Annotated in this window: 22 protein-coding genes and 1 pseudogene; 19 read left to right on the forward strand and 4 right to left on the reverse strand. The window is 43.8% G+C overall.

Annotation, left to right across the window (positions count from 1 at the left end; translation table 11 throughout):
• Positions 1-8: 8 nt before the first annotated feature.
• From G4P54_RS07865 to coaD, 6 genes are all read left to right on the forward strand, one after another.
• Entirely contained in the window at positions 9-407 is a 399-nt protein-coding gene (locus G4P54_RS07865; RefSeq protein WP_024716164.1) for a YlbD family protein, read from the forward strand.
• Positions 408-422: 15 nt separating this feature from the next.
• A complete protein-coding gene (locus tag G4P54_RS07870) occupies positions 423-662 on the forward strand; it encodes a YlbE-like family protein (protein ID WP_024716163.1) in 240 nt (79 codons plus the stop codon).
• Positions 663-776: 114 nt separating this feature from the next.
• A complete protein-coding gene (gene ricF, locus G4P54_RS07875; RefSeq protein ID WP_003221370.1) occupies positions 777-1226 on the forward strand; it encodes a regulatory iron-sulfur-containing complex subunit RicF in 450 nt (149 codons plus the stop codon).
• 54 nt (positions 1227-1280) lie between these two features.
• Positions 1281-1553 (forward strand): YlbG family protein, encoded by a 273-nt coding sequence (locus tag G4P54_RS07880; protein ID WP_003221373.1) that lies wholly within the window; start codon positions 1281-1283, stop codon positions 1551-1553.
• Between the two features lie 324 nt (positions 1554-1877).
• Entirely contained in the window at positions 1878-2432 is a 555-nt protein-coding gene (gene rsmD / locus G4P54_RS07885) for a 16S rRNA (guanine(966)-N(2))-methyltransferase RsmD (protein WP_167872294.1), read from the forward strand.
• A 4-nt stretch (positions 2433-2436) separates the two neighbouring features.
• A complete protein-coding gene (coaD, locus tag G4P54_RS07890) occupies positions 2437-2922 on the forward strand; it encodes a pantetheine-phosphate adenylyltransferase (protein WP_024716161.1) in 486 nt (161 codons plus the stop codon).
• Between the two features lie 10 nt (positions 2923-2932).
• Here coaD and spoVV read toward each other — a convergent pair whose 3' ends face one another.
• Positions 2933-4159, reverse strand: a complete 1227-nt coding sequence (spoVV, locus tag G4P54_RS07895; protein WP_167872295.1) for a dipicolinic acid transporter SpoVV — start codon at positions 4157-4159, stop codon at positions 2933-2935.
• 180 nt (positions 4160-4339) lie between these two features.
• Here spoVV and G4P54_RS07900 point away from each other — a divergent pair, with 180 nt between their 5' ends.
• Together G4P54_RS07900 and ddcP are read left to right on the forward strand one after the other, a co-directional pair.
• Positions 4340-5122: a patatin family protein gene (locus G4P54_RS07900; RefSeq protein WP_024716159.1), complete on the forward strand. Its 783-nt coding sequence runs from the start codon at positions 4340-4342 to the stop codon at positions 5120-5122.
• Between the two features lies 1 nt (position 5123).
• Positions 5124-6149, forward strand: coding sequence for a protease DdcP (gene ddcP, locus G4P54_RS07905; RefSeq protein ID WP_167872296.1), 1026 nt, complete (start codon positions 5124-5126; stop codon positions 6147-6149).
• Between the two features lie 15 nt (positions 6150-6164).
• Here the strand turns inward: ddcP and G4P54_RS07910 are convergent, their stop codons facing one another.
• Positions 6165-7412, reverse strand: coding sequence for a nucleotidyltransferase (locus G4P54_RS07910; protein ID WP_167872297.1), 1248 nt, complete (start codon positions 7410-7412; stop codon positions 6165-6167).
• A pseudogene (locus tag G4P54_RS21115) lies at positions 7409-7594 on the reverse strand (hypothetical protein). The gene G4P54_RS07910 and the pseudogene G4P54_RS21115 overlap by 4 nt, the downstream one beginning before the upstream one ends.
• Before the next feature lie 27 nt (positions 7595-7621).
• Between G4P54_RS21115 and G4P54_RS07915 the strand changes: the two are divergent.
• From G4P54_RS07915 to gerR, 3 genes are all read left to right on the forward strand, one after another.
• Complete coding sequence (locus G4P54_RS07915; protein ID WP_167872298.1) at positions 7622-8140, forward strand: YceD family protein; 519 nt, start codon at positions 7622-7624, stop codon at positions 8138-8140.
• Positions 8141-8161: 21 nt separating this feature from the next.
• Positions 8162-8341, forward strand: coding sequence for a 50S ribosomal protein L32 (gene rpmF, locus G4P54_RS07920; RefSeq protein ID WP_003154457.1), 180 nt, complete (start codon positions 8162-8164; stop codon positions 8339-8341).
• A gap of 145 nt (positions 8342-8486) precedes the next feature.
• Positions 8487-9068, forward strand: coding sequence for a sporulation-specific transcriptional regulator GerR (gene gerR, locus G4P54_RS07925; RefSeq protein WP_024716155.1), 582 nt, complete (start codon positions 8487-8489; stop codon positions 9066-9068).
• A gap of 53 nt (positions 9069-9121) precedes the next feature.
• Here the strand turns inward: gerR and G4P54_RS07930 are convergent, their stop codons facing one another.
• Entirely contained in the window at positions 9122-9604 is a 483-nt protein-coding gene (locus G4P54_RS07930; protein WP_167872299.1) for an N-acetyltransferase, read from the reverse strand.
• Positions 9605-9763: 159 nt separating this feature from the next.
• Here G4P54_RS07930 and G4P54_RS07935 point away from each other — a divergent pair, with 159 nt between their 5' ends.
• The 8 genes from G4P54_RS07935 (at position 9764) to G4P54_RS07970 (ending at position 20169) form a co-directional block, all read left to right on the forward strand.
• Entirely contained in the window at positions 9764-10660 is an 897-nt protein-coding gene (locus G4P54_RS07935; RefSeq protein ID WP_167872300.1) for a 2-dehydropantoate 2-reductase, read from the forward strand.
• A gap of 70 nt (positions 10661-10730) precedes the next feature.
• On the forward strand, positions 10731-12350 hold the full coding sequence (gene bshC / locus G4P54_RS07940; RefSeq protein ID WP_167872301.1) for a bacillithiol biosynthesis cysteine-adding enzyme BshC: 1620 nt from the start codon (positions 10731-10733) through the stop codon (positions 12348-12350).
• Between the two features lie 125 nt (positions 12351-12475).
• Positions 12476-12907: a division/cell wall cluster transcriptional repressor MraZ gene (mraZ, locus tag G4P54_RS07945; protein ID WP_010328053.1), complete on the forward strand. Its 432-nt coding sequence runs from the start codon at positions 12476-12478 to the stop codon at positions 12905-12907.
• A 69-nt stretch (positions 12908-12976) separates the two neighbouring features.
• The gene (rsmH, locus tag G4P54_RS07950; protein ID WP_024716151.1) at positions 12977-13912 is read left to right on the forward strand and encodes a 16S rRNA (cytosine(1402)-N(4))-methyltransferase RsmH; all 936 of its coding nucleotides are present in this window, start codon (positions 12977-12979) and stop codon (positions 13910-13912) included.
• A gap of 39 nt (positions 13913-13951) precedes the next feature.
• Positions 13952-14305 carry a cell division protein FtsL gene (ftsL, locus tag G4P54_RS07955; RefSeq protein WP_024716150.1) on the forward strand — a complete coding sequence of 118 codons (354 nt, stop codon included), beginning with the start codon at positions 13952-13954 and terminating at the stop codon, positions 14303-14305.
• A gap of 5 nt (positions 14306-14310) precedes the next feature.
• On the forward strand, positions 14311-16452 hold the full coding sequence (gene pbpB, locus G4P54_RS07960) for a penicillin-binding protein 2B (protein WP_476693168.1): 2142 nt from the start codon (positions 14311-14313) through the stop codon (positions 16450-16452).
• A 116-nt stretch (positions 16453-16568) separates the two neighbouring features.
• The gene (locus G4P54_RS07965; protein WP_024716148.1) at positions 16569-18509 is read left to right on the forward strand and encodes a stage V sporulation protein D; all 1941 of its coding nucleotides are present in this window, start codon (positions 16569-16571) and stop codon (positions 18507-18509) included.
• Between the two features lie 175 nt (positions 18510-18684).
• Positions 18685-20169 (forward strand): UDP-N-acetylmuramoyl-L-alanyl-D-glutamate--2,6-diaminopimelate ligase, encoded by a 1485-nt coding sequence (locus G4P54_RS07970; RefSeq protein ID WP_167872303.1) that lies wholly within the window; start codon positions 18685-18687, stop codon positions 20167-20169.
• Positions 20170-20227 lie beyond the last annotated feature (58 nt).

The following is a 20227-nucleotide window of genomic DNA, read 5'->3' on the forward strand; positions in this document are numbered from 1 at the left end:
TGAGGATTGTGGCAAATCAACATGCCAATCATTCAATCAATGACTTTAAACAATTCGTCAAAAAGCATCCCAAGCTGATAAAAGAAGTACGTAAAGAACAAAGAAGCTGGCAGGACGTATATGAAAATTGGGTTCTCTTCGGGGAGAGCGACCCGATTTGGGATCCATATCGTGAACCGGAAGAAGCGGCTGAAGAAGTGCCTGAAACAGAGCCGAAAAATGATTTTGTCTCGAAAATGGTGACAGCGGTGAAAAAGATGGATGTCAATCAAATGAACGAACAAATCAATAAAATGAGTCAGTCAATCTCATCTTTGCAAAACCTTCTTAATACATTTTCCGGGAGCGGCCAGAAGCAATCTCAGCCAGGCTCTGTACAGCATCCTTTTTCTTTTCGAAAGGATTAAAAAAGGAGAGCTCATATGCGCAAAGAGGTACAGGAATTTATTTCAGCAACTGAAGAACGCAAGCGATTCATCAGAGAACAGCCGATATGGTACCGCAGGCTTTCGAGAAAACCGGATGATTTGTCCTCCTTTCAGCTTGAGATGATGAACTTTTATGAAAAAACCATACCGCACCGGGTGAACCAATTTACGAGCGGGATTCAAATGGCGCAAATGATGATGCAAATGTTCCAAGCGATGCGGACAAAAGATTAAAAGGCCCGAAAGAGGGTCTTTTTTCATGCGGTCATATGGAGATTGTTTGGGCGGAGATTAAGCATTTTCCAATTGGCTGGTTTCATGGTAAACTAACAACTGGAGGTGCGTGCTATGTATGCGACGATGGAATCCGTGCGGCTTCAAAGTGAAGCTCAGCAGCTTGCCGAGATGATTTTGCAGTCGGAGACGGCTGAGAACTACCGCAATTGTTACAAGCGTCTCCAGGAAGATGAAGAGGCAGGGCGGATTATTCGTTCTTTTATCAAAATAAAAGAGCAGTATGAGGATGTACAGCGTTTTGGCAAATATCATCCTGACTATAGAGAAATATCCCGAAAAATGAGGGAGATCAAACGCGAGCTGGACCTGAACGATAAGGTGGCTGACTTCAAGAGAGCTGAAAATGAGCTCCAGTCCATTCTTGATGAGGTCAGCGTCGAGATCGGGACAGCTGTTTCGGAGCATGTGAAAGTTCCGACGGGGAACCCTTATTTTGACGGTTTGTCTTCATGCGGAGGCGGCTGCGGTTCAGGCGGAAGCTGCGGATGCAAAGTGTCATGACGAGACTGGCCGTCTCGTCTTTTACATATAAGAGAAATCAGGCAGGTGATTGTATTGGAGAATAGGCGCCAGGGTATGATTGTGTATCTGCATTCCCTCAAGCAAAGCAAAATGCTGAGAAAGTTCGGAAATGTGCACTATGTATCAAAACGCTTAAAATATGTTGTGCTGTATTGCGATATGGACCAGATTGAAAAAACAATGGACAAGATCGCATCGTACTCGTTTGTGAAAAAAGTGGAGCCTTCTTATAAACCGTTTTTAAAATTGGAATTCGAGTCAAAGCTTGATAAAGCAAAGGAATACGATTATAAAATCGGCATATAGCAGTATAAAAAAATCCCCGCAGACATCTGCGGGGTCCTTCTATTCCTTAACATGTTAAGGAGAAGGCAAAGGGAGAGGAGAAACCGGAGGAAGAACTTATGGGGAAACGTAAGTCTTCTCCGCGGTTGGCAACAACATCCTCTAGATGCTGTTGCTAATAGTATGGACAAGGATCAGTCTGGCTATACACCTGTTTATCAAGATGAGTGTTCGTTGTTTGAAAGAATGCTTTATGTTAAGATAGGATTGATTTTTTTCTATGTACATAGCGGCGTCCGGCCGAACAAGAAAACAAAATAGCTTTTAGAAAAAGTGGTGTGGAACATGAGAGTAATTTCTGGATCAAAAAAAGGCCGTTCACTAAAGGCTGTGCCGGGAACATCAACAAGACCGACAACCGACAAAGTGAAGGAATCCATTTTTAATATGATCGGCCCTTATTTTGACGGGGGCAGGGGACTTGACTTATTCGCAGGGAGCGGAGGTCTAGGAATTGAAGCGCTTTCGCGCGGGTTTGAGCATTGTATTTTCGTTGACCGGGATTTTAAAGCGATTCAAACGATAAAATCAAATGTAAAAACGCTGGAGCTTGCAAAACGGGCACAGGTATACCGCAATGATGCGGAACGGGCGTTGCACGCCGCTGCGAAAAGAGAATCAGGCTTTCGCGGAATTTTTCTTGATCCGCCGTATAAGGAACAAAAGCTAAAAGCGCTTTTAACGATGATAGACGAATATCAAATGCTGGAGGAAGACGGCTTTATCGTTGTTGAGCATGACAAAGAAGTCGAGCTTCCTGAAACCGTAGGAGATCTTGAGATGACAAGAAAAGAAACCTATGGAATTACAGGAGTGGCGATTTATAAAAAGAGGGGGTAGCGATATGGCGAGTATAGCTGTCTGTCCCGGCAGTTTTGATCCGGTGACCTACGGGCATCTGGACATCATCAGACGCGGGGCGAATATTTTTGAACAGGTGTATGTATGTGTGCTGAATAATTCTTCAAAAAAGCCTTTGTTTAGTGTCGAAGAGCGGTGTGAGCTTTTGAGAGAAGTGACAAAAGACATTCCAAACATAACAGTTGAAACGTCAGAGGGGCTGTTAATTGATTATGCGAAAAAAAAGAATGCGAAAGCGATTTTAAGAGGCTTGAGAGCGGTATCTGATTTTGAATACGAGATGCAGGGGACATCCGTAAACCGTGTGCTTGATGAATCCATTGAGACGTTTTTTATGATGACAAATAACCAATATTCATTTTTAAGTTCAAGCATTGTAAAAGAAGTGGCAAAATACAATGGCCCGGTATCAGAGTTTGTGCCGCCGGAAGTAGAGCTTGCGCTTCAGCAAAAATTCAGACAAGGATGAGGAGATTAACTCATCCTTTTTTTGTACCGTTTGTCAGTCTGTAAGAGAAAATGATAATGTACGCAAACAGCGCGCATAATGTGACAGCAGGTCCAATCTGCACAAGCAGATTCCAGCCGTGTATAAAAGCAGTTGGCATTTCGTCGCTATGAAGAGACTTGAATACATACCGATACGGGTCATGCCATGCGGTGTAAAGCGGTTTCCATAAAAGCATGACGAAGACGGCGGCATAAACGCCTTGAAGCAATCGGGCGATAAAGAACGGTTTAAATCTGATGTCGGTATCCGATAAAATACCCGCCACCTGTGCTTGCACGGAAAAGCCGCTAAACCCGAGAATAAAGCTGACGACAATGGCTTTTTGCAGAAGAGACACATCTGTCTCGCTGACGAGCTTGCTCCCTAACGTGATTTCAAACATTCCTGATAAAAGGGGAATGTCCAGTTGAGCCGGGAGCTGAAACAAAGTCAGCGCTCCTTTTGTAAAAACAGACAGCATATCAGTCATCTGAACAACCGAAAGCAGCCGGTTAAAGACAGAAAATAAAATAATAAAGCCGCCCACCATAAGAAGTGTTTGAACAGAAGACGTCACAGCGTCGCCTAAAATTTTGCCCAGAGGCCGTTTTTCCGCAAGTCTGGCGGTATGTAAAGCATGTAAAGCATCTTTGAGCGAAGGAAAAGGTATCGTTTTCTTCCTTCTGAGCTGCTGCTCTTCCTTGCGGCCGTAGGAACGCATCGTTAAACCGACAGCCAGGTTCCCCAAATAGTGTGCAGAAGCTAATAAAATGCCCAGTGATGCGTTTTGAAAGAAACCGACGGCAACAGCGCCGAAAATAAAGAGCGGGTTTGAAGAATTAGTAAACGATGCAAGCCGTTCTGCTTCTACTCTTGAAATCTGTTTTTCCTGACGAAGACGGGCGGTGAGTTTTGCTCCAGCTGGGTTTCCTGATGCCATTCCCATAGCGAGGACGAAGCCGCCGACCCCTGGTACGCGAAAGATCGGCCGCATAAAAGGCTCAAGCAAAACACCGACAAACCGCACAATGCCAAAACCGATTAACAGTTCAGACAGAATAAAAAATGGCAGCAATGACGGAAATACAACCTCCCACCACATAGAAAGCCCGGTTTTAGAGGCTTCGAATGAGGCCTGCGGATGTGAGATGACAGTTGCTGTTAAAAAAAGAAAAAACGAAGCAATCAAAAGTGTATGAATCTTCGACAAGTTCATTCTTACCTCCCCGATGCTAAAAATGCCCAATGACATGTATATCATGATAAAATAATGTATGACACGAACCGGCCAAGCAGTACCTGTCCGCTTGATTCTTTGTACTAATATACGAGCATAGGGGTTCAGTTTAGACCATAGAATTCGGTATACAGGGAATTCAGGCAGGAGGTTAACGTGTTGGCCAAACCTAAAATCGGGTTAGCGTTAGGATCGGGAGGGGCCAGAGGGCTTGCTCATCTCGGTGTGCTTTCCAGTTTACATAAGCATCAAATTGAAGTGGATATGATTGCGGGGAGCAGCGTGGGCGCTTTGGTGGGCAGTTTCTATGCCGCGGGCCATGATGTGGAAACGATGAAAAAAGTGGCCAAAGCCTTTAAACGGCGGTTTTATGCTGATTATACGGTTCCCAGACTTGGGTTTCTAAAAGGTGACCGTGTCAGGCAGCTTGTGCATGCTTATACTTTCGGAAAACCGATCGAAGAGCTTCAAATCCCTTTGGGCATTGTGGCTTGTGACTTGCGGACGGGAGAAAAAGTAGTGTTCCGCAAAGGATCAGTGTCGGATGCGGTGCGGGCCAGCATCAGCATACCGGGTATCTTTATTCCGCAAAGGCTGGACGAACGGCTTTTTGTAGACGGAGCGGTCGTTGACCGAATTCCGGTTTCTGTTGTAAAAGACATGGGGGCTGATATCATCATTGCCTCGGATGTCTCTAAAGTTCGAAAAACCGAAACGGCGGCGCATATTTTTGATGTGATTATGCAAAGTATGGATATACTGCAAAATGAATTGGTGCGACATCAAACGATCGCCGCGGATATCATGATTCGCCCTTCTCTTGAAACATACAGCTCAAGCTCGTTTGCCAATATTGAAGCAATGATATCGGCAGGCGAGGAGGCCACAGACCGAATGATCAGCAAGATAAAAAAAGAAATAGAGAATTGGGAGGGCTCATAATTTGCTACGTAAAAAACATTTTAGCTGGATGCTTGTCATCCTCATTCTGATTGCCGTTTTATCATTTATAAAACTTCCATACTATATTACAAAACCGGGAGAAGCGACAGAGCTTGCTTCGCTGATAAAAGTGGAGGGAGGCTACCCGGAAACAGGGAGTCTGTCCTTAATGACTGTCAAAGTGGGGCCGGCTAATCCGTTCACATATGTGTGGGCAAAGATGCACCCTTATTATGAAATTGTTCCTGATGAGAGCATCAAGGAAGAAGGCGAATCAGATAAGGAGTATATGAAAAGGCAGCTCCAAATGATGCAAAGCTCGCAGGAAAACGCGATTATTGCCGCCTATCAAAAGGCAGGAAAAAAAGTCAGCTATTCCTTTAACGGCATATACGCAAGCTCAGTCGTTGAAAACATGCCTGCAAAAGGGAAAATAGAAGTCGGCGATAAAATCATCAGCGCAGACGGCAAAAACTATCAGTCTGCTGAAAAGCTGATTGATTATATCAGCAGCAAAAAAGCGGGAGATAAAGTCACGTTAAAAATGGAAAGAGACGAAAAAGAAAAGCGTGTCACTCTTACGTTAAAACAATTTCCTGACGAACCGGATCGGGCAGGAATCGGAGTTTCGCTTTATACGGACAGAAACGTGAAGGTAGAGCCTGATATTGATTTTAAAATTGAAAATATCGGCGGCCCGTCAGCAGGGTTAATGATGTCACTTGAAATCTATAATCAGCTGACAAAACCAGACGAAACAAAAGGCTACGATATTGCAGGAACAGGAACGATTGATGTTGACGGAAAAGTAGGCCCGATCGGCGGCATTGATCAAAAAGTCGTTGCTGCAGACAAAGCCGGAAAAGACATTTTCTTCGCGCCAAATCAAAACGGCGCCAGCAATTCAGATTATAAAAACGCAGTAAAAACAGCAAAAGATATTGATTCACATATGAAGATTGTGCCTGTTGACACGATGCAGGATGCGATTGATTATTTGAATAAGCTGAAAGCGAAAAGCACCTGATACCAGGTGCTTTTTCTATATGCTTAAAAAACACTCTTCATCCTCGTCATATCGAATCGGCGTATGTCCATATTCCTGCAGGTCAAACTCAGTTCTCCGCGGCTCTTCTATCGGCAGGCTGTAAATTCTGCTTGCTTTTATGTCCAGATCGAGAGCAGGATGGGAGAATGAGGACAGTTTGCTGACAAGCGGAACGGACAGCGTTTTTTTCTTTTGGGATAAATAAGCCTGTCCTTTTTTCGTCATGCCGAGAAGCCTGATATAAGGCGCTTCTTCGTCATCAAGCAGTTTATGCATATCCTGTTTTTTCGTTCTGGTTAAAATGTGTGTGTTCATTCGCTGAAGCCTTGTCCACGTATAACGTTTCGTTTTCAGCAGCTTCATAAATTCCTGATAGGAGCTGGCATTTCTGATCGAGCGAAGAATTCTGTGCTCAAGGCCTTCCTCCACCTCGTATATTTGCTGTAATTCCTGTGCTGTTACAGTTGAAAGGCTGTATTTCAAGTAAGAAAAATAGCTTTCAAGCGTATGCCACAATCCGAAAGATTTGCGGTAATGTGCTAATTCACGCCCAGATGCAGCCGGAAGAAAACGAAGGCAGGCTTCTAGATTCTGTTCAATCATCGCTTTTCTGATGCCCGTTGCGCTTGCGATATGGTTTTCGCTTTCAGGGAGATCGGCATCATGATAGTCTGAGGAGACGCGCGCTGTCGTATATGGTTTCATCGGATAGCTTCCAGAAAGAATGGAAGTCACATAATGGTATCCCAAAATGTTATTTGGTTTTGACAAATCAAGTGCATTTTCGGTATGTAAAATGGAGCTGAAGGCGATAGCTGCCGCAGCCGGATAACTGGCACCCTTTTTAAGTTCTTCTTTAATGCGCTCATCAAATGTAAGTTTTTGCTCATCAATAAGCTTTGCTGTTTGTAAAAACGGCTCAATATCACCATGTTCACTTCCGAAAAACAGCGCCTCGCATCCGAGTTTGTTGAGGAGGGAAACACTGCCGCGTGCAAAAATCTCCGCTTTTTGCACCGCATAAAGATAAGGCAGCTCAATGACAAGATCGACTCCGCTTTGCAGCGCCATTTTGGTTCGGGCCCATTTTGACACAACGGCAGGCTCTCCGCGCTGTAAAAAATGTCCGCTCATGACCGCGACAGCTATGTCGCATCCGGTTTGCCGCTTAGCTGTTTGGGCATGATAAAGGTGACCGTTATGAAAGGGATTATATTCAACAACCAGTCCGACAGCTTTCATATTTTTTCCGCCTTTCTTGCTATGTTTAAAAACGTATGGTACATTTGCAAATGAAAACTCTTACGTCTTATTTTTATTTTAAGTGTATGCATCGCCTATTCCGCTGTCAACGATACTTGAATGGCAGCATTATGCTGTAAAGAAAAAATATTGACAAAAACAATCTTAAAAGCTATAATCATGTTTGTTGCTTTCCTGAGGTGATACAAATGAAATGGACGATTTATCAGCTGCATCAAATGTCGAAAGAAAGTTTTGAGTTTGATGAAACAGTTGAGTTAAACGAGCTGACAAAGCTGAATTCTGACATTCGCCGCATTTCTCCCGTCCGGGTGAAGGGCAGAGCGGATATCAAATCAAAACAGGTTTCGTTTGATTTTACAATTTCAGGCGAAATGATTTTGCCATGCTCAAGAACACTCGTTGATGTTCCGTATCCATTTGAAATTTCAACAAAAGAACTGTTTATATTTCATCAGACGGATGATATAGAAGATGAGGACGTTCACGTTGTCGAGGACGATACTGTCGACTTAACTCCGATCGTGAAAGAAGAAATTCTTTTAGAAATCCCTATGCAAATCTTTTGTGAATCTGAACAAGAAAAAGGAGCTGCTCCTCAAGAAGGAAGGGACTGGCAAGTCATTTCGGAGGAAGATAAGAAGAAACAAGTTGATCCGAGACTTGCAGCCCTCGAGAAGCTCTTAAAACAAGATGATGAATCTTAACTCTTTAAGGAGGTGGGAATAATGGCTGTACCTTTTAGAAGAACTTCTAAAATGAAGAAAAGATTGCGCCGTACACATTTCAAACTTAATGTACCTGGTATGACAGAATGTCCGTCATGCGGAGAGATGAAATTGTCTCACCGTGTATGCAAAGCATGCGGATCATACAACGGCAAAGACATAAATGTAAAAAGTAACTAATAAGAAAAGCGCAGGGTGAAAACCCTGCGCTTTTTCTTTTTCTCCTCCTGTCAGCTTGCGGAAAATTTGTGAGTGCAAATAGTCTATCTAATCTATTACCGGCATATGTATGAGATAAATAAGCTGATATGGAGGGAGATTGAATTTGACCATTACAAGACAAGATGCTTGGACTCAGGATGAGGATTTGCTACTGGCAGAAGTTGTGCTTCGCCATATTCGAGAGGGAGGAACACAGCTTTCCGCCTTTGAGGAGGTGGGAAGGGCGCTGACCAGAACTGCGGCAGCCTGTGGTTTCAGATGGAACTCGTATGTGAGAAAACAATACCAGTCAGGCATAGAGCTTGCGAAAAAACAGAGGAAAGAATTGAGGAAGCAAATCGGCGTTCATTCGGTCAATATGCCGAATTCCGTGAAGCAGACTGCCGCGGCAGCTTCAGAAGGAAAACGAGATTTGTCCATTCAGGATGTGATTCAATTTCTTGAACAATTCAAAGAAACACCGTCTGCACAAGAATTTCAGCTTGAAAGGGAAAAATTGAAGGAGCAAGTTCAGTCGCTTCAAAAAGAGCTAGAGGATTTACGGAGTGAAAATCAAACATTGAGGAACCAGCTGGAAATGACCGAAGAGGATTACAAGGCACTGATCGATATCATGGATCGGGCCAGAAAAATGGTTGTTTCAAAAGAAGATGGAAGAATGAAAAAAGCGGCTCAAGAAACGTAAGACGCCTGAAATGAACCGGCCCTAGAGTGAAAATAGGCCGGTTGTTTTTATTTCTATGCAGACTCTCCCGGCGTCATTTCGTGATCCATATCAGGATGCCAGATGAGCGGGTTTTCCCCTTTATCCCGCGCCATGTCGTACTTAACAGTTTTAAAGTTCATTTTATTCCAAAATTCCGCTGATTTCATTCGCGGATTTGTTCGAATCGGCATTTTGAATGATTTTGCGAATTCAACCAAGGATCTCCCGTAACCCCGGTTCTGATAGCCTGGAAGAACCTCAAGCTTCCACAGCTCCAAATAATCCTGTCGGCTGTCGAAATAAGGATTCGATTTGCCGTTAACTTGATACAGGCTCATTCGCGCTACAAGTTTATCGCCAAAATAAATCCCGTAAAAAGGCGATGTGCTGTCATTTTCAATAATATTATCCTGAAGATCTTCAAGCATTGAAAGCTCCTGAATGCCGTATTCTTTGAATTCCTTGAATTCTTCCAGCGTTTTATAGTTAATGAGCAGACGTTCTACCTTTACCACTTCAATCTCCCCCTTTGTTGTTACTACCTATATTGTAAACGCTTTATTTAAAAAATCCAAATATTTAAACTTTAATTTTAACCACACAGAATCTTTGAGAAGTAATTTCTTCGTACTTCTGCTATGATAATACGTAAATGCTAAATTGGGTGTGACATCATGAAAATTGGAATTATCGGCGGAGGTTCCGTCGGTCTTTTATGCGCCTATTATTTGTCGCTTCATCACGAGGTGACGGTTGTGACAAGACGAAAAGAACAGGCTGCTGCTATTCAGTCTGAAGGGATCCGGCTTTATAAAGGCGGGAAAGAATTCAGTGCTGATTGCAGTGCGGACACGAGTATCAATTCGGATTTTGATCTTCTTGTCGTGACGGTGAAGCAGCATCAGCTTCAGTCTGTTTTTCCGCTGCTTGAACGGATTGCGAAAACGAATATATTATTTTTGCAAAACGGCATGGGGCATATCCACGACCTAAAAGACTGGCGCGTCAAGCATTCCATTTATGTTGGAATCGTTGAACACGGAGCTGTAAGAATATCAGATACAGCTGTTGATCATACGGGCTTAGGTGCGATAAAATGGAGCGCGTTCGACAATGCTGAACCTGATTGTCTGAATGGTTTAATTCAGCATATCCACGCGGATTTTCCGATTCGTTATGTAACGGAGTGGTATCGCCTGCTGACGGGCAAGCTGGTTGTAAATGCTTGTATCAATCCGTTAACCGCTTTATTGCAGGTGAAAAATGGGGAACTGCTGACAACACCCGCTTATCTTGCTTTTATGAGGCTGGTTTTTCAGGAGGCGTGCCGCATTTTAAGACTTGAAGACAAAGAAGAGGCTTGGGAAAAGGTTCGGACCGTTTGCGGGCAAACGAAAGAGAATCGCTCTTCAATGCTGGTTGACGTCACTGAAGGCCGTCAGACAGAAGTTGATGCCATTATCGGATATTTATTGAAAGAAGCAAGCCTTCACGGCCTTGATGCCGTCCATTTGGAGTTTTTATACGGCAGCATCAAAGCTTTGGAGCGAAATACAAACAAAGTCTTTTGAGCTTTTTCTGTAACATGCTATACTCATTTCGGATCACTAACTATTTATTGGAGAAAGGAAGTTCTAGAAGATGCAGCTAACTGAACTTTCCATCAAAAATCAAAATGTGTTTGTACAGCACTATATAGATGGCAAAGAAGAAATGTCTTCTTTTTTTGATTACAGCATTCATCATAAGGACATGTGGCGCGAAAGACTGCAAGACTTGTCTTCGCGGTTTTTCGCAAGAGAGGAATTGGCGGCGTACTTATCCTCTTACCATAACAAATTCGGATCAAGTGCGATGCAGTCTGCTATTGAGAAGCTGAAGGACCCGTCAAGCGCCGCTGTTGTCGGCGGACAGCAGGCAGGACTTTTAACAGGACCGCTATACACCATACATAAAATCATTTCAATCATTGTGTTAGCAAAGGAACAAGAAAAGCAACTGCAAGTGCCCGTTGTACCGATCTTCTGGGTGGCCGGAGAAGACCACGATTTGGATGAGATTAATTTTATCCATACATCTGAAGAGAATGGGCCTGTGAAAAAAAAGCTGCCTCAGTCTTACTGGAAGAAGTCTTCGGCAGCGAGCGCATCGCTTAATCAGGAAAAATGTGCCGCATGGATAGATGATGTATTTGCCGCTTTTGAAGAAACAGACCACACGAATTCATTACTAGACAATGTAAAGCGATGTTTAAGGGAATCTGTGACGTTCACCGACTTCTTTGAACTGCTGGTCGCGGATCTGTTCCAAGAGGAGGGGCTAGTTTTATTAAATTCTGGAGATCCGGGAATTAAAAAGCTGGAAACGGCCATGTTCCAAAAGATTCTCCGGGAAAATGATAAACTCGCCAGCGCTGTTTCAGATCAGCAGGCCCTTATGCGTGAAGCAGGCTACAAACCGATTATCGAGTCCGGAAAAGAGCAGGCGAATCTGTTTTATGAATATGAAGAAGAGCGCTTTTTAATTGAAAAAGACAACGGCCGTTTTGTCATCAATGAGCTTAATCTCGAATGGACGCCGGATGAACTTTTTACACACATGGAAGAAAACCCGGAGCGCTTCAGCAACAATGTTGTCACGAGACCGTTAATGCAGGAGTACCTCATTCCGACTTTAGCATTTATTGCGGGGCCCGGAGAAATCAATTATTGGGGTGAGCTCAAACAGGCTTTTGCGGTGATGGGCTTTAAAATGCCGCCTGTGATGCCGAGGCTGAACATTACGATACTTGAACGCCATATTGAGAAAAAATTGCTGGAACGGAATATCTCATTACAAGATGCTATAGAACGCGGAACGGAGAATCAAAGAGAGACATACTTTGAGCGCCAGATCCCGGAAGAGTTTACCGAGGTGATGGATCAGGCGAAGAGCCAAATTGAAGCGATTCACCAAACGGTTCGGCAAGAGGCATTAAAGGTTGATCAAAGCTTGGAGCCTTTACTCTTGAAGAATGCCGCTTTTATTCAGGATCAGCTTCAATTTTTAGAGCGTACGGTGACGAAGCGAATTGAAGAAAAAGAAGGCTATGTCCTGAAGGATTATGAGAGAATCCAAAATAGCATTAGGCCGCTCCTTGCTCCGCAAGAACGGATTTGGAATATTATGTATTACTTGAACAGATATGGTCCAAAATTCTTCAAATCATTCAAGAATATGCCATTTTCTTTTCAAAATCAACACCAAGTTGTCAAACTTTGAAATAAAGTTTTAAAAAACCCTGAATAGTTCAGGGTTTTTTTTTATGGGTAAACAGTGTAAAATGAATTTGTGGAGAGAAGTGGTGGATAGTGGTGAGTCAAGGAGAGAAAGTGGGGCAAGAGATCATGTTTATGGGTGAATATCAGCATACCATCGATGCGAAGGGCCGCATGATCGTACCCGCTAAATTCAGAGATGGACTTGGTGAGCAGTTTGTGCTGACCAGAGGCCTTGACCAATGTCTCTTCGGCTACCCTATGCACGAATGGAAACAAATTGAAGAGAAACTAAAAGCTCTTCCTCTCACTAAAAAAGATGCGCGCGCCTTTACCCGTTTCTTCTTTTCAGGGGCTACCGAATGCGAACTGGATAAGCAAGGCAGGGTAAATATCGCATCATCTCTATTGAATTACGCCAAACTGGAAAAAGAATGTGTTGTTATCGGGGTTTCTAATCGAATTGAATTGTGGAGTAAAGTAATTTGGGAACAATACACAGAAGAGCAAGAAGATTCATTTGCTGAAATTGCTGAAAACATGATTGGGTTTGATATATAATGATTCTTCGTGTATAACACTCTAAAAACAATTTCAATTCATCCTGATAAAAGGTGGGACCAACACATTATGTTTCAACACAAGACAGTACTTCTTCGTGAAACCGTAGACGGGCTCAATATTAAACCGGACGGTACATATGTAGACTGCACACTCGGCGGAGCCGGGCACAGTACATATTTATTGCAGCAGTTATCAGAGAAGGGGCGTTTAATCGCTTTTGACCAAGATGATACTGCATTACAGCATGCGAAAGAAACGCTGTCCGATTACAAAGGGCAGCTCATTCTGATGAAAAGCAATTTCAGGTATTTAAAAGAATGTTTGAATGAACAAGGCATTACAGAAGTAGACGGTGTTTTATTTGACTTAGGGGTGTCTTCTCCGCAGCTGGATACACCGGAACGCGGATTCAGTTACCATCATGACGCACCGTTGGACATGAGGATGGACCAGTCGGCCACGCTTACGGCGAAAGAAGTCGTGAATGAGTGGCGCTATGAGGATCTCGTCCGTATCTTCTTTAAATACGGCGAAGAGAAATTCAGCAAACAGATCGCCAGAAAAATTGAGGAGGCAAGAATCAAATCTCCTATTCAAACTACGGGCCAACTGGTCGATCTAATAAAAGACGCGATTCCCGCTCCGGCCAGAAGGAGCGGCGGACATCCCGCTAAACGCGTGTTTCAGGCAATCAGAATTGCCGTGAACGATGAACTTAAGGTGTTTGAAGAGGCATTGGAGCAGGCAATTGAGGTTCTGAAGCCAGGGGGAAGGGTATCAGTCATTACCTTCCACTCGCTTGAAGACAGAATTTGCAAAACCACTTTTAAAGAAAAATCGTCACTTCCGGAACTTCCTCCGGGTCTTCCAGTCATACCGGAAGAGTTTGAGCCGGAGCTGAAGCTCATCACACGAAAACCGATTACTGCATCTCAAGAAGAGCTTGAAGAAAACAACCGGGCTCGTTCTGCGAAGCTTCGGATTGCCGAAAAAAGAAAATAACACAATGCGAACGAATATTTAAAAGGAGGTCATCAGCCTATGAGCAATTTAGCTTACCAACCAGAGAAACAGCAGCGGCATGCGATCAGTCCTGAGAAAAAAGTGATTGTCAAGAAAAGGGCTTCCATTACTCTCGGAGAAAAAGTGCTCCTTGTCCTCTTTGCTGCGGCGGTGCTCAGCGTATCGCTTTTGATCGTATCAAAGGCGTATGCGGCATATCAGACCAATATTGAGGTGCAAAAGCTTGAAGAGCAAATTTCATCCGAAAACAAGCAAATTGGTGACCTCGAAAAAACCGTTGCTGATTTAAGCAAACCGCAGCGCATGATGGACATTGCGAAAAAGAAGGGCTTGAATTTAAAAGATAAAAAAGTGAAAAACATACAGGAATGATTCAAATGCCAAAAAAGAATAAATTTATGAATAGAGGAGCGGCGATTCTAAGTATTTGTTTCGCTCTCTTTTTCTTTGTCATCCTTGGGAGAATGGCATATATTCAAATAACCGGAAAAGTGGACGGCGAAGTGCTTGCAACAAAAGCGACAGAGCAGCATGAAAAGAAACGGACCATCGAAGCAAGCCGCGGCTCGATTTTAGATCGAAAAGGAAAAGTGATTGCAGAGGATACGGCGACGTATAAGCTGATCGCGATTCTCGATAAAAAAATGACCACTGATCAAAAGCATCCTCAGCATGTCAAAAACAAAGAAAAAACAGCGGAAGCATTGTCTAAAGTGATAAACATGGACAAGGCCGATATCCTTGATATCTTAAATAAGGATGTAAAACAAGTTGAGTTCGGCTCAGCGGGCCGGGATATTACGTATGCGCAAAAGCAAAAAATCGAAAAGATGAAACTCCCGGGCATTTCATTTTTACGGGATACGAAACGGTATTATCCGAATGGTATTTTCGCATCCAATTTAATCGGCTATGCCGAGGTTGACCAAAAAACAAATGAAATTTCCGGCGCGATGGGATTAGAAAAAGTGCTGGATAAGTATTTGAAGGAGCGGGACGGATATGTGACATATGAAAGCGACAAATCCGGCTGGGAGCTCCCGAACAGCAAAAATAAAATTACAGCGCCAAAAAATGGTGACAAAGTATATTTAACCATTGACCAGAAAATTCAAACCTTTTTGGAAGACAGCATGACAAAAGTGGCGAAAAAGTATAAACCGAAAAAAATCATGGCCGCAGTCGTCGATCCGAAAACAGGAAAAGTGCTTGCTATGGGGCAGCGCCCAAGCTTTGATCCGAACAAACGCGATGTGACAAACTACTATAATGATTTGATTTCATATGCGTATGAACCCGGATCAACGATGAAGATTTTTACACTCGCTGCCGCGATGCAGGAAAACGCGTTTCCTGCGAATGAAAAATATAAATCAGGTACGTTTGAAGTTGGCGGGGAACCTGTCAGAGACCATAATAGAGGTATAGGCTGGGGGCCGACAACCTATCATGACGGTGTCTTAAGATCGTCAAATGTCGCATTTGCGAAACTGGCGAAAGGAAAGCTGGGTTACGACCGCCTCAATCAATATTTACACAAATTCAATTTTTATCAAAAAACAGGTATTGATTTGCCTGGAGAAGTCTCCAGTAAAATCAACTTTAAATATGAATTTGATAAGGCGTCAACCGCATATGGCCAAGCGTCTGCAGTCACACCGATCCAGCAGCTTCAGGCCGCAACGGCAATTGCGAATGACGGCAAAATGATGAAACCTTATGTCATTGACCATATCGTTGATCCCGATAAAGATAAAACCGTCTATCAAAATAAGCCGGAATCAGCCGGAACTCCAATATCTGCAAGCACGGCGAAAAAGGTGCGGGATATATTGGGAGAAGTCGTTACATCGAAGATCGGAACAGGTCAAGCCTATAAAATCGAAGGTTTTGATGTTGCCGGGAAAACCGGTACTGCGCAAATAGCAGGTAAAGGCGGATATTTAGACGGAACAGATAACTATATCTTCTCGTTTATGGGAATGGCGCCAAAGGATAATCCTGAGCTTTTAATTTATGTTGCAGTACAGCAGCCGCAGTTAAAGGCGGGACAAAGCAGTTCAGAACCAGTATCTGAAATCTTTAACCCGACAATGAAAAACAGCCTGCATTACCTGAACATTGAACCAACTGAAAAAACTGATTCAGATAAGGAAGAAACAAAAGCGCAGACGATGCCTGATTTAACGGATCAAACCATTGCCAATGCCCAAAAGAAAGCAAAAGAAGAGAATCTCACACCGATCGTCATCGGCAGTGATATCGCTGTAAAAGAGCAGTATCCGAAAGCGGATGAGGAAGTTCTCACCAATCAGAAGATTTTCCTGAAAACGGGCGGCAAAATCAAAATGCCTGATATGACAGGCTGGTCGAGAAGAGAGGTTCTTCAGTACGGCGAGCTGGCGGGAATTCATATCGAAGTAAGCGGACAAGGCTACGCTGTCAGCCAAAGCGTAAAGAAAGACAAAGAAATAAAAGACAAAACCGTAATCAAGGTTAAGTTTAAAAATCCTGATTAAAAAGAAAGCTTGCGATATGCAGGCTTTCTTTTTTTATGCCTTCAGAGGAGCAGCGTTCTACCTGTCCAATGACAGGCATAAAATGAAACAAGCCTAAATAAGGAGTGAACGGTCTCTTGCGCGTCTCGAATGTAACGGTTAGAAAACGTTTATTATTTGTTTTGCTTTTTGGCGTGATCGTGTTTCTGATCATTGATACAAGGCTGGGGTATGTTCAGTTTGTGATGGGTGAGAAACTGACTTCGCTGGCGAAAGATTCCTGGAGCAGGAACCTGCCGTTTGAGCCGGAGAGAGGCGAAATTCTGGATCGGAACGGTGTAAAGCTTGCAACAAACAAAAGCGCGCCGACCGTATTCGTCGTGCCGCGCCAAGTTCAGAATCCGATGAAAACGAGCAAGCAGCTTGCGGCGGTTTTAAACATGTCAGAAGAAAAAGTATATAAGCATGTGACAAAAAAAGCGTCAATCGAAAAGATAACGCCGGAAGGAAGAAAAATTTCCAATGAGAAGGCGAAAGAAATCAAAGCGCTGGATTTAAAAGGTGTGTATGTTGCGGAGGACAGTATCCGCCATTACCCGTTCGGCAGCTTTTTATCTCATGTGCTTGGATTTGCCGGCATTGACAACCAAGGGCTTCTTGGACTTGAAGCCTATTACGATGATGATCTAAAAGGAGAAAAGGGCTCTGTTAAGTTTTATACAGATGCCAAGGGGAAGAAAATGCCTGATGAAGCGGATGACTACACGCCGCCTAAGGATGGGCTTGATATGAAGCTGACGGTTGATTCAAAAGTTCAGACGATACTGGAAAGAGAGCTTGATAACGCTGAGGCCAAATATCATCCGGACGGTATGATTGCTGTGGCCATGAATCCGAAAAACGGAGAAATATTGGGAATGGCAAGCAGGCCTGACTTTGACCCGGCTGATTATCAATCAGTCGATCCGTCTGTCTACAATCGGAATCTGCCGGTGTGGAGCACGTATGAGCCTGGATCTACATTTAAAATTATTACACTGGCAGCAGCCCTTGAAGAACAAAAAGTAAATTTAAAACGTGATCAATTTTATGATAAAGGGCACGCGGAAGTGGACGGAGCGAGGCTGCGGTGCTGGAAAAGAGGCGGACACGGGATGCAGACGTATCTAGAAGTTGTGCAGAATTCCTGCAACCCGGGGTTTGTGGAATTGGGCGAGCGTTTAGGGAAGGATAAGCTTTTTAAATATATCAAAGGCTTTGGCTTCGGCCAAAAAACAGGAATTGATCTGCAAGGCGAGGGGACAGGAATCTTATTCCCGCTTGACAGAGTAGGTCCGGTCGAGCAAGCGACTACGGCTTTCGGGCAGGGGGTATCTGTCACGCCGATTCAGCAGGTTACAGCCGTATCCGCCGCAGTAAACGGAGGGACGCTTTACACACCTTATATTGCAAAGGAATGGATCGACCCTGTAACGAAAAAAACAGTCAAAAAACAATCACCGATCGCTAAGAAACAAGTCATTTCTGAGGAAACATCTAAACAAATCCGTTATGCACTAGAAAGCGTCGTCGCAGAAGGAACCGGCCGCAACGCATTTGTTGAAGGGTATCGTGTCGGCGGAAAGACGGGAACTGCACAAAAAGTTAAAGACGGGAAATATCTCGAAAACAACCACATTGTATCATTTATCGGTTTCGCGCCTGCTGACGATCCTAGTCTTGTCGTCTATGTTGCGGTGGATAATCCGAAAGGCACGATTCAATTTGGCGGAACCGTTGCAGCGCCTATTGTCGGGAATATTATGAGAGACAGCCTGCCGGAGCTTGGTGTGAAGCCTCGGAAAAACCAAATCGAGAAAAAATATCAATGGAACGACACAAAAACAATAGAAGTTCCGAATGTTGTAGGGATGTCTGTCTCAGATCTTGAGTCACTTTTGGTGAATCTTAATGTCGATGCTTCCGGGAAAGGAAGCAAAATCGTAAAACAATCGCCAGCTGCCGGAACAAAAGTAAAAGAGGGCTCAAAGATACGCGTTTATTTGACTGAAGAAGATGAAAAGGAGGCAGCCGATTGATTTGGGCTGCCTATTCTTTTATTGCAGAAAAAATGCTGATATCTTTCAAGATTAGCTGGATGTATCCTTTTATTTACGCTAAAATATGAACTGTATGCTTAAAATCATTATCACTTCATTTGACGTGACTTCAATGATAAAGAGAACGAATTAGAATGTTGAGAGGTTTGATACGATGAAACTTACAAAGCTGCTTACATACTTAACAACCGAACCTTCTGTAAACGACACACAAGACCCTGACATAACTTCAATTGAGATGGACTCCAGGGAAGTAAAGAAAGGGAGTCTTTTTGTATGTGTAAAAGGGTATACGGTGGATGGCCATGATTTTGCCCAAAAAGCAGTAGAAAGCGGCGCAGCGGCTATTGTGGCAGAAAGAGAGCTCGATGTGGATGTGCCTGTCATTATTGTCCGCCAGTCTCTGCGTGCGCTCAGCGTTTTGTCTGATGCGTTTTACGGACAGCCGACAAAGAAGCTTCAGCTGATCGGAATCACAGGCACAAACGGCAAAACATCAACGACCCACATGGTCGATGAGATTCTGAAAAAAGCGGGAAAACGAACAGGCTTAATCGGCACTATGTACATGAAAATCGGCGATGAAACACTTCCTGTTAAAAACACAACGCCTGAAAGCGTCACGCTGCAGAAAACGTTTAAGAAAATGAATGACAAGCATGTAGACACTGCCATCATGGAAGTTTCTTCTCACGCTTTGTCTTTAGGACGGGTTCATGGCTGCGATTACGATATTGCCGTGTTTACGAATTTAACGCAGGACCATCTGGACTATCATAAAACGATGGATGAGTACCGACATGCAAAAAGCCTGCTCTTTTCTCAGCTTGGCGGAGCTTTCAACCATGAACATCCAAAGCGTGCCGTGCTGAACGCTGACGATGAGGCGAGCGCTTATTTTGAAAAGGTAACAGCAGCGCATATCTCTACATACGGAATTAAAAACAACGCTGATGTGATGGCGAAGAACATCACGATCACTGCACAGGGCACAAGCTTTGATCTTGTGACAAACAAAGGCACTAAGCACATTACGATGTCGCTCGTCGGACAATTTAACGTGTATAACGTGCTGGCAGCGGTCGCAACATGTATTGCAGCAGGCGTCCCGTTTGAAATTATCACTGAAGCTGTTGAAGAATTGCATGGCGTAAGAGGCCGATTTGAATTGGTCAATCAGCAGCAGGAGTTTCCGGTCATTGTAGATTATGCGCACACGCCGGACAGCCTTGAAAATGTGCTGAATACTTGCAGAGACATGACGGAAGGAAAACTTTTCGTCGTTGTCGGCTGCGGGGGGGACAGAGACAAGACGAAGCGCCCTAAAATGGCTAAAATTGCTGTAGAGCTCGCTGACGAGCCGATTTTCACTTCAGATAACCCGAGAAGCGAAGATCCTCGCGCGATTTTAAGAGATATGGAAGCTGGAGTAGAGAACGCATACTACCACAGCATCGCAAACCGCGAGCAGGCGATCTTTTTCGCGATTGCCAATGCTAAAAAAGGCGACGTTGTCCTCATAGCCGGAAAAGGGCATGAAACCTATCAGCAGATCGGAAACAAAACGTTCGATTTTGATGATGCTGAGGTGGCGGCGAGAGCCATTGTCGAACTCAATAAAAATAAGACGAATTCATAGGAAAGAGATGTTATTGAATAATGGAGCTCGAAAAGATTTTTCATATGGAAAAAAATCA

The organism is Bacillus tequilensis (assembly GCF_012225885.1).
Taxonomy (GTDB): domain Bacteria; phylum Bacillota; class Bacilli; order Bacillales; family Bacillaceae; genus Bacillus; species Bacillus tequilensis.

Excerpts from the sequence above, each read along its gene's own strand:
- G4P54_RS07870 (WP_024716163.1), top strand. The coding sequence starts at position 423 with ATGCGCAAAGAGGTACAGGAATTTATTTCAGCAACTGAAGAACGCAAG.
- ricF (WP_003221370.1), top strand. The coding sequence starts at position 777 with ATGTATGCGACGATGGAATCCGTGCGGCTTCAAAGTGAAGCTCAGCAG.
- rsmD (WP_167872294.1), top strand. The coding sequence starts at position 1,878 with ATGAGAGTAATTTCTGGATCAAAAAAAGGCCGTTCACTAAAGGCTGTG.
- coaD (WP_024716161.1), top strand. The coding sequence starts at position 2,437 with ATGGCGAGTATAGCTGTCTGTCCCGGCAGTTTTGATCCGGTGACCTAC.
- spoVV (WP_167872295.1), bottom strand. The coding sequence starts at position 4,159 with ATGAACTTGTCGAAGATTCATACACTTTTGATTGCTTCGTTTTTTCTT.
- G4P54_RS07910 (WP_167872297.1), bottom strand. The coding sequence starts at position 7,412 with ATGAAAGCTGTCGGACTGGTTGTTGAATATAATCCCTTTCATAACGGT.
- G4P54_RS07915 (WP_167872298.1), top strand. The coding sequence starts at position 7,622 with ATGAAATGGACGATTTATCAGCTGCATCAAATGTCGAAAGAAAGTTTT.
- rpmF (WP_003154457.1), top strand. The coding sequence starts at position 8,162 with ATGGCTGTACCTTTTAGAAGAACTTCTAAAATGAAGAAAAGATTGCGC.
- G4P54_RS07935 (WP_167872300.1), top strand. The coding sequence starts at position 9,764 with ATGAAAATTGGAATTATCGGCGGAGGTTCCGTCGGTCTTTTATGCGCC.
- bshC (WP_167872301.1), top strand. The coding sequence starts at position 10,731 with ATGCAGCTAACTGAACTTTCCATCAAAAATCAAAATGTGTTTGTACAG.
- mraZ (WP_010328053.1), top strand. The coding sequence starts at position 12,476 with ATGTTTATGGGTGAATATCAGCATACCATCGATGCGAAGGGCCGCATG.
- rsmH (WP_024716151.1), top strand. The coding sequence starts at position 12,977 with ATGTTTCAACACAAGACAGTACTTCTTCGTGAAACCGTAGACGGGCTC.
- ftsL (WP_024716150.1), top strand. The coding sequence starts at position 13,952 with ATGAGCAATTTAGCTTACCAACCAGAGAAACAGCAGCGGCATGCGATC.
- pbpB (WP_476693168.1), top strand. The coding sequence starts at position 14,311 with ATGCCAAAAAAGAATAAATTTATGAATAGAGGAGCGGCGATTCTAAGT.
- G4P54_RS07970 (WP_167872303.1), top strand. The coding sequence starts at position 18,685 with ATGAAACTTACAAAGCTGCTTACATACTTAACAACCGAACCTTCTGTA.